The sequence below is a fragment of the Salipiger sp. genome (genome assembly GCF_059781815.1).
On the sequence record NZ_JBYNAH010000218.1, the window covers coordinates 1 to 8,771 of the forward strand.

Consider the following 8,771-nt stretch of genomic DNA (forward strand, 5'->3'; position numbering starts at 1 on the left):
CGGTCTCGCTGTAATCGGGCTGGTTGTCGCCGGTGAGGAGGTCGTCCGCGAGGCCGCCATCGCCCAACAGCTCATCCACCGTACCGCCCTCGGCGAGCAAGCCGTCCACGAGCCCGTTGGTCTCGCTGCCATCGGGCTGGTCATCGCCGGTGAGCAGGTCGTCTGCGAGCCCGCCATCGCCGACAAGGTCATCGACCAGCCCGTCCTCATCGAACAGGCTGATGACCTCGTGCCCGTCATCTTCCGCGCCGGGCTCGGGCAGGTGGATGCCGGTCGGGTCCATCGGCACGAAGGAGATCATCTCGCAGTCGGAGATCGTTGCGCTGCCGTCGTCCGGGTCATCGGGATCCAGGGTGATCTCGAACGGGTCGCCGTTGAGGTCGACCTCAACCGAGATCTCCGCACCATGGCCGGCGGTGAGGTTGTACTCATTCGCGGCGAATAGCGCGTCCTCATAGCTGGTGCTGCACTGTGGCCCGAAGGGCAGTTCGCCGTCCTGCAACACGAGCCGGCCCGAGATGGTGTCGGGGTCCATTCCGAAAGCGAACTCCGCGCTGACCGTCAATGCGCCCTCGATCAGCGCGATGTCGCCATCCGGAGAGCTGGCGCCGCTGCCGACGGCAAGGTGAGTGTCGCTTTGCAGGGTTGCGGAATGAAAGCCCATGATTGTTACTCCTCTGAAACACGCCGGGCGAGGCCCGGTCCTCCATGTCTCCAAAGCTGCGGTGACGTGCTTCCGCTCTGCAAGTAAAATATCGAAATGATATTAAAATTGAGGGAAAAACCTGGATGAGCCGTCGCCACTGTTCGCAAGGGGGCTTCAATAGGGATATATAAGATGCATCGTTTCTTTTCGCATAGCTTTCCGTGCTGGCGCGCCATCTGGCCAACGCGATTCTCGAGAGCCTTCGGGCGGCGGAAATTCAAAAAAATATCGTAATGAAAAAAATGGGGCGGCCGGAGCCGCCCCAGTCTGACGTGAGAATGAGGGATTGTTATTGGACCAGTCGGACGTTGCAGGTCCCGTCGAGAACCGTGAGTGATGCCGGCGCGATGGCCAGTCCGACAAAGTCATGCACCACGTCGGCCAGAGCGGCCTCCAGCGGTGCGGAGAGAGAGGCGACCCCGGACAGAAGTCCGCTGGCCACCTCGTACAGACCGCTCGGGGCAAACTGCCCGAGCAGGTCGGTTGCGTCGCGCGCCGCTTGGCGCAGCGTTCCGTCGATGCGGGGCGAGAGCGATTTCGAGGCGCCGCCGAGAATGTCCTCGGCGCTGAACGTCACGGTTCGCTCGCCGCTCTGCATCAGCTCGATCCGGTCGCGCACCGTTTCCTCAAGGGCGGTGATCGCGATGTCGAGGGTGCCGAGACCGGCGCCCGCCGGGTCGAACACCGCCGCGGGGTGCTGGCCGACCGGTCGGCAGAGCGAGCCGCCGGTGCCAAGCTGCGCCGAGGCGTGGGCGATGTCGAGCCCGAGGTCGAGCTGCACAAGACCCAGCAGGTCGAGCCCCTCGATCGAGAGCCGGATCTGCGCGGTTTCGGCATAGGCCTCGGCGCTGCCGGGCTCCGCATCGAGCACGATGCGGCGCGGCTTGAGCACGGTGAGCGATACGGGAATGTTGCCGATCGGGCCGAGATCGGCCGCAAAATCGAGAGCCAGCGCATGCTGGCCGAGCAGTTCCAGCGTGGCAAAGATCAGGTCGGATCCCGCGACCCGGCCAGAAGGCAGCCCCGCGCCGAGCCTCAGGCCGCGGGCGGCCTCGTCGAGTTGCAGCACCTCGCCCAGCCGGATGGTGCCTGCCGGCACCGGGACATCCGCGCCGAGCGCGACCGACCAGAGCCGTCCGAGCCCGATCTCGGCATCGAGGACGTCGCCATAGGTGAGCGGCGCCTGAAGATCGAGGGCGAGGGTCTCGAGCAGCAGATCGGCCTGCAGGTCCAGCGCTCCGTCCGAGCACAGCAGGTCGAGCGCGCTCCCGAGCAGCGGCTGAAGCGCGCCGCGGAACAGGTCGAGCGAGGCCAGACAGTTCGACAGCGTGAAGCTGACGCGCTCTTCGGCAAGCGCGGTGGCGGTACGCTCGATGGGCGCGTCAAAGCCGCGTCGGAGCAGGGCGGTGAGGTTGGTCTTGGCCTCGGAGCTGACGCTGACGCGGGCGGCATTCGGGCGGCGCGGATCGCTGCTCTCGAGTTCGACGAAGCTGCCGTCCTGCCAGCGGCCAAGTTCGACCTGGCCCGGGCGCAAGCGCTCTGCTCTGAAGGTGTCGTTATAGGCCACGGAGTTGCGCGCCTGGCGGAAGGCGGCGTCGCTGTCGCCGGCATAGCGCACCGCTTCGAGCGCGCCCATGTCGGCCTGCGCCTGCAGGTGGCTGCGGTGGTTGTTGATCCAGAGCAGGTCGAACAGCATCGCCATGCCAATCAGGATGCCGGGAAACAGAATGGCGGTTGCGGCGGTCACCGAGCCGCACTCGTCACGCATAGCCATCTCAGCCCCCCATCACCACGGCCTTCGCGGTGATCTGGTCCGAGCCGGCGTTGAGCGTCTTGAACACCGCGTTGAAGCCCATGAAGGAGGCGTCGTAGGTGAGGGCGATCTCGCTCCAGCCCGAGCGGTTGCCGGCGCTGCAGCTGACCGAGCCGAGGCGGTCGGGCTCGATCATCACGAAGGTCTCGACCAGATCGGTCACCAGCGCCTGCTCGATGGTCGCGCAGAGCTCGGCCCGGCTCAGTGCGCCGCCGTGATGTTGCAGCGACTGCCGCGCGACCTCGTGGGTCAGTTGCTGAACATTGGCGATGGTCAGGAGGTAGAGCGCCAGCCAGGCGATGCCGGTCAGGACGGTCATGTAAACCGGGAACAGAATCGCGAACTCGACCGTCGCGCTGCCCGTCTCATCGCGCAGGATCTGCGCTGTCCGCTCTCGAAGCGTTGGCTGTGTCATCGCCCATTCTCCTCGATCTTGTATCAATTTGATACATACCGAGTGAGGCGGGTCTGGGGCCGAGATGTGTCCTCAATACGAAATTGAGGCGATCCGCGGCCGGTGTCGTTGCGATGGTCGTGCCAAAGTCAGAGCGACTGGGCGCTCGCTCCGAGCCTGTAAACCTTGGTCTTGTGGTTCGGAGAGTGCTCGATGTAGCCGAGATCGATCAGCCGTTTCATGGCCCGGTGGAATGTGGCGTGCTTCATCTCCTCGACGGCCGTGGCGCGGCGCACCTGGTCGGAAGAAATATCAGTCGTGCCATCGCCTTGCGCCGCGATGGCGTGAAAGGCGTAGAGCAGATCGCGCTCGTTGCGGTTAAGATCCTCGAGCCCGAGGTCCTTTTCCATCTGCCACAGGGCAGCCCGAAGTTTTGCGATGCCGGATAAGGCGCTCATCTCAATCGTCCAAATCGATCTAAAGTATCGCCATGATAAATTTTCAGATGATTTGACGCAATACCGGTTTGTGCAAAGTCACATTTGTGATTGTAGTGGCCTAGCCCGGACGCTGCATCAGCCGGAAAATTCCGATCAGGATGAGCATGAAGATCGTCAGCCCCGCGAGGTCGCTGAGCACGGTCGGATAGGCGATCGAGAAGGAGAGGCTCTCGATTGAAAAGAGATCGGTCAGCAGGCTGCGCAGGATCAGAGCGAAGGCCGAGGCCTTGATCCCGGCCAGCAGGATGATCTTCCAGACCCGCCGCCCCCCGGTGAGGTCAACCTCGGTATTGATGCCGGCCCATCGCATGGTGGTGAACGCGAAAGGCGCACAGATCGTCGCGAGCAGGGCGTGGCCGTCGGCGGAATTCAGCAATTCGCTTCCGCTGTAGCCTTCCATCACCGACTGCAGCGCGATCCCCGGCAGCAGATAGGCGAGGGACTTCCAGCCATAAAGCCACGCAGACAGCACGATCAGGCCGAAGCCAAGGATGACATACTCGCGGTTGCAGTCGAGGGCGCTGCAGGCCATGCCGTGAAGTTGAAGCAATAGAACCATGACGCCCGATAGCGTCGCCATGCGCATGGCGTGGGATCTCGCGGTGTCTTGCGTGCGGGTGTCGTTTTCGGTCTTCGAATTCAGCCCCAAGGGTCGCTCCTCGTAAAAAGAGAAGCGATCTGGCGCGATCTTTTCTATCGCAAGATGATAGATATTGTCGCGCGTGCAGATCGCTCCTCTTCGTCTCCTCCTGCCGGGCCACGGTTGCAAATTCCGTCGCTCGACATGTCCTTCTCGGCGCCCCCAGGCTCGCCATGTGATCAGCAGCCTAACAAAAAGGTATATCGGTGAAATGCATTTTTCCAATGGAAAGCGAGTGCGTTGCGGAAATGGCGCGGGTGTCATGGTCTCTTGGATGGTGCTTGCGCGGTTGACCTGCGAGTCAACAAACTCTGAAAATTAGACAATTTTGGATCTGCGCGCGCTTTTCGATCCTTCGGGGGGAGAAAGCGATCACACGCGATTGTGATCGCCGGCGCGATCTCGCTCAATTTGAAGTTTATCCACTGCTTTGGGTTATCGCAGGCGTCGCAGGTTGGGTGTGGGCATCCCTGTGCTTGTGTCCTGCGACATGTTGTTTTGCGAGCCGGGTACATCTGCCGAGGGGGCGCGCCCGCGGCAGACGGGCGTTTCGGCGACCGGCGTCGGCTCGGGTGAGCCAAAGCGCCCGCCGGTCAGCGCTGGATCTCGTCGAGAAGCCAGCTTCGGAAGCGCTGCACATGCGGGCTGGCGAGCGCCGGTTCGGGCAGGATCAGCGCGTAATGTTCGCCGGTCTCGAAGCGCCGCGGCGCGGCTAGCGCCAGCGCCCCGCGATCAAGCGCCGGGCGGGCGACGATCTCGGGCACGATGCCGACGCCGAGCCCGGCGATGGCGGCGTCGACGATCATGTCGAAATGGTCGAGCCGCGCGCCGCGCAGGATGCGGCGGGGATCGGTGTCGGAGCCGCGAAACCAGTCGAGCCAGAGGGTGGGGCGGGTCGATTGCTGCAGCAGGGGAAGTTCCAGCAAATCGGCATCGCTGAGCGCATCCTGCCCGGCGAGCAGCGCGGGCGCGGCCACGATCACCATGGTTTCCGGGATCACCGGCTCGGTGCTGACGCCGGGCATGTCATGCCGGCTGCGCATAATGGCAAGGTCGAAGGGCTCGCGCCCGAAATCCACCGGCAGGAGCCGTGCCGAGAGGTCGAGGCTGATCTCGGGGGCGACCCGCGCGAAGCCTGCGAGGCGCGGGATCAGCCAGATCCGGGCGAGGCTCGGCAGCACCGCCATGCGCAGCACCGCGTCGCGGCCACCGAAGGCCATGACCCCCATCGCCGCCTCGTCGAGCTCTGCGAGCAGCTTCTCGGCGCGGTCGAGAAACGCATGCCCCGCGGGCGAGAGCACCAGTCTCTGCCGCACCCGGTTGAACAGCGCCACGCCGAGCCGGTCCTCGAGCGAGGCAAGCGAACGCGAGATCGCGCTCTGGGTCAGGCCAAGGCTGTCGGCGGCCATCGTCGTGGTGCCGCGCCGGGCGCAGGCGGTGAACGCCTCGAGCTCGGCGACGGAGGGGATATAGGCTTTGCGCATCAGGGCTCCGGTGGAAACGGCGATGCGTAGGTTTATGAGAAAATCTCATTCCTTGCGCAAATTAAATCGTTTCCATCCCGGCCCGCGCGGGCGTACCCTGCGCGACAAAACGCGAAAAGGATTCCGACCATGGCCGACGCCCCCGCTCTTCGTCCCAAGGACAACCCCGCCCTCGCCGGATTCTCGTGGGAGGACCCGTTCCTGTTCGACGCCCAGCTCGAGGAAGACGAGCGCATGATCGGCGAGAGCGCCCGCGCGTTCGCGCAGGACAAGCTGCTGCCGCGGATCGAGCACGCCTACATGGAAGAGCAGACCGATCCCGAAATCTTTGCCGAGATGGGCGCGCAGGGCCTGCTCGGCGTCACAGTGCCGGAGCAATATGGCGGCATCGGCGCGGGCTATGTCAGCTACGGCCTTGTGGCGCGCGAGGTCGAGCGGGTGGATTCGGGCTATCGCTCGATGATGTCGGTGCAGTCCTCGCTGGTGATGTACCCGATCTACGCCTACGGCTCCGAGGAACAGCGGCAGAAATATCTCCCCAAGCTGGCTTCGGGTGAGTGGATCGGCTGCTTCGGTCTGACCGAGCCCGATGCGGGCTCCGATCCCGCGGGCATGAAGACCCGCGCCATCAAGACCGAGGGCGGTTATCGCCTGAAGGGCGCCAAGATGTGGATCTCGAACGCGCCGATCGCCGATGTCTTCGTGGTCTGGGCCAAATCCGAGGCTCATGGCGGCAAGATCCGCGGCTTCGTGCTCGAGAAGGGCATGAAGGGGCTGTCGGCGCCGAAGATCGGCGGCAAGCTCTCGTTGCGTGCCTCGATCACCGGCGAGATCGTCATGGATGACGTCGAGGTGGGCGAAGAGGCGCTGCTGCCGAATGTCGAGGGGCTCAAGGGCCCGTTCGGCTGCCTCAACCGGGCGCGTTATGGCATCGCCTGGGGCGTGATGGGCGCGGCGGAGGCCTGCTGGATGCAGGCGCGCCAGTACGGTCTCGACCGCAAGCAGTTCGACAAGCCGCTGGCCGGCACTCAGCTGTTTCAGAAGAAGCTCGCCGACATGCAGACCGAGATCGCCCTCGGCCTGCAGGCGGCGCTGCGGGTGGGGCGTCTGATGGACAGCGCGAAGGCGGCGCCCGAGATGATCTCGCTGATCAAGCGCAACAATTGCGGCAAGGCGCTCGATATCGCCCGCATGGCGCGCGACATGCATGGCGGCAACGGCATCCAGATCGAATACGGCGTGATGCGCCACGCGGCCAACCTCGAGACGGTGAACACCTACGAGGGCACTCACGACGTGCACGCGCTGATCCTCGGCCGGGCGCAGACCGGGATTCAGGCGTTCTTCTGATCGTCTGTTCCTATGCGAACACTTGGGGGCGGTGCCGTGTGGTGCCGCCCTTTTGCGTCTGGAGGCCGAGCGACGGGCAGGGGGCGCTGCCCCCTCTGCGGCAAGCCGCATTCACCCCCGAGGTATTTGGAAACCAGAGAAGGCAAGGGCGCGGCGCTCCTGTCTTCTCTTCGTCAAAAATACTCCCGCCGGAGGCGTCCGGCAGTGCAGCAAGCGCGGGGGCTGATCAGCCGGGTGCTGCGGTCTCGCGGGAAGATGCGTCGCGGGGCTGGTCAAGCGGCGCGGATATGCCTTAGACAAGGCCAACTGCGAGACGGAGAGGCGCGATGGACGATCTGTTCAATTCCTTCATGAACGGCCCCGATGAGAAGGGCCGCTTCGGCATCTATGGCGGGCGCTTCGTGTCCGAGACCCTGATGCCGCTGATCCTCGAGCTCGAGGAGCAGTACGAGCGGGCCAAGACCGATGACAGCTTCTGGGCCGAGATGGACGATCTCTGGAAGAACTATGTCGGTCGCCCGTCGCCGCTGTATTTCGCCCAGCGCATGACCGAGGAGCTTGGCGGCGCCAAGATCTACCTCAAGCGCGACGAGCTCAACCACACCGGTGCGCACAAGATCAACAACGTGCTGGGCCAGATCATCCTCGCCAAGCGCATGGGCAAGACCCGCATCATCGCCGAGACCGGCGCCGGCCAGCATGGCGTCGCCACCGCCACGGTCTGCGCCAAGTTCGGTCTGAAATGCGTGGTCTACATGGGCGCGCATGATGTCGAGCGCCAGCAGCCCAACGTCTTCCGCATGCGCCTGCTGGGCGCCGAGGTGGTGCCGGTGACCTCCGGGCGCGGCACCCTCAAGGACGCGATGAACGACGCGTTGCGCGACTGGGTGACCAATGTGCGCGACACGTTCTACTGCATCGGCACGGTGGCCGGCCCGCACCCGTACCCGGCCATGGTGCGCGATTTTCAGGCCGTGATCGGCAAGGAAGTGCGCTGGCAGCTCGCCGAGCAGGAGGGCGAGGGGCGTCTTCCCGACACGGTGATCGCGGCGATCGGCGGCGGCTCCAATGCGATGGGCCTGTTCCACCCGTTCCTCGACGATGCCTCGGTCAAGATCATCGGCGTCGAGGCCGGTGGCAAAGGCGTGAACGAGAAGATGGAGCATTGCGCCTCGCTGACCGGTGGTCGCCCCGGCGTGCTGCATGGCAACCGCACCTACCTGCTGCAGGACGAGGACGGCCAGATCCTCGAGGGCTTCTCGATCTCCGCCGGGCTCGACTACCCGGGCATCGGCCCCGAGCACGCCTGGCTGCACGACACCGGCCGCGCCGAGTATGTCTCGATCACCGACAAGGAGGCGCTGGAGGCGTTCCAGTTCTCCTGCCGCACCGAAGGCATCATCCCGGCGCTCGAGCCCAGCCACGCGCTGGCGCATGTGATGAAGATCGCGCCGGAGCTGCCCGCGGACCATATCATCGTGATGAACATGTGCGGCCGTGGCGACAAGGATGTGTTCACTGTCGCCAAGCATCTTGGCTTTGACATGTCCGACACCGAGGAAGGCCGCACCTTCGAGGAGTGAGACCGGATATTACCGAAAAAGAACAGGCGCCCCGCGGGGCGCCTTTTTGTTGCAGTCCTTCTGCGGGCGGCCTCAGGCCGGATCGGCGGCGTAGCTTTGCAGCACGCTCAGCGGCACGATGTCGAGCGCGCGCATGTGGGTGGCCTCCAGCAGGACCTTGGGTGCGCAGCCCTCGTCCGCGGCCTGCAGGAAGCGGGCGGCGCACAGGCACCAGCGGTCGCCGGGCTGCAGGCCCGTAAAGCTGAACTCGGGGCGCGGCGTCGACAGGTCGTTGCCGACATATTTGGAAAACGCCAGAAAC

The 8,771-nt window shown here is 64.6% G+C and carries 8 protein-coding genes and 1 pseudogene; 2 read left to right on the plus strand and 7 right to left on the minus strand.

The genetic code is table 11. The features are described from left to right. The 6 genes and pseudogenes from AC6RA4_RS20275 to AC6RA4_RS20300 all read right to left on the minus strand — a co-directional run. Nucleotides 1-664, minus strand: a pseudogene (locus AC6RA4_RS20275) (hypothetical protein); the annotation flags it as partial. A 331-nt stretch (nucleotides 665-995) separates the two neighbouring features. Further along, nucleotides 996-2,480, minus strand: coding sequence for a Tad domain-containing protein (locus AC6RA4_RS20280; RefSeq protein WP_500163430.1), 1,485 nt, complete (start codon nucleotides 2,478-2,480; stop codon nucleotides 996-998). A 1-nt stretch (nucleotide 2,481) separates the two neighbouring features. Continuing rightward, nucleotides 2,482-2,934, minus strand: coding sequence for a TadE/TadG family type IV pilus assembly protein (locus AC6RA4_RS20285; RefSeq protein ID WP_500163431.1), 453 nt, complete (start codon nucleotides 2,932-2,934; stop codon nucleotides 2,482-2,484). A 128-nt stretch (nucleotides 2,935-3,062) separates the two neighbouring features. Beyond that, entirely contained in the window at nucleotides 3,063-3,371 is a 309-nt protein-coding gene (locus tag AC6RA4_RS20290) for a MarR family transcriptional regulator (protein ID WP_500163433.1), read from the minus strand. Between the two features lie 100 nt (nucleotides 3,372-3,471). Then, complete coding sequence (locus AC6RA4_RS20295) at nucleotides 3,472-4,317, minus strand: hypothetical protein (RefSeq protein ID WP_500163434.1); 846 nt, start codon at nucleotides 4,315-4,317, stop codon at nucleotides 3,472-3,474. Nucleotides 4,318-4,646: 329 nt separating this feature from the next. Then, complete coding sequence (locus AC6RA4_RS20300; protein WP_500163435.1) at nucleotides 4,647-5,537, minus strand: LysR substrate-binding domain-containing protein; 891 nt, start codon at nucleotides 5,535-5,537, stop codon at nucleotides 4,647-4,649. A 129-nt stretch (nucleotides 5,538-5,666) separates the two neighbouring features. On the opposite strand from AC6RA4_RS20300, the gene AC6RA4_RS20305 reads away from it, so the two are divergent. Both AC6RA4_RS20305 and trpB read left to right on the plus strand, forming a co-directional pair. After that, a complete protein-coding gene (locus AC6RA4_RS20305; protein ID WP_500163437.1) occupies nucleotides 5,667-6,887 on the plus strand; it encodes an acyl-CoA dehydrogenase in 1,221 nt (406 codons plus the stop codon). Between the two features lie 326 nt (nucleotides 6,888-7,213). Beyond that, complete coding sequence (gene trpB / locus AC6RA4_RS20310; RefSeq protein ID WP_500163438.1) at nucleotides 7,214-8,470, plus strand: tryptophan synthase subunit beta; 1,257 nt, start codon at nucleotides 7,214-7,216, stop codon at nucleotides 8,468-8,470. 72 nt (nucleotides 8,471-8,542) lie between these two features. Here the strand turns inward: trpB and AC6RA4_RS20315 are convergent. Beyond that, on the minus strand, nucleotides 8,543-8,771 hold a 229-nt coding region (locus tag AC6RA4_RS20315), incomplete at its 5' end, for a DUF2237 family protein (RefSeq protein ID WP_500163440.1).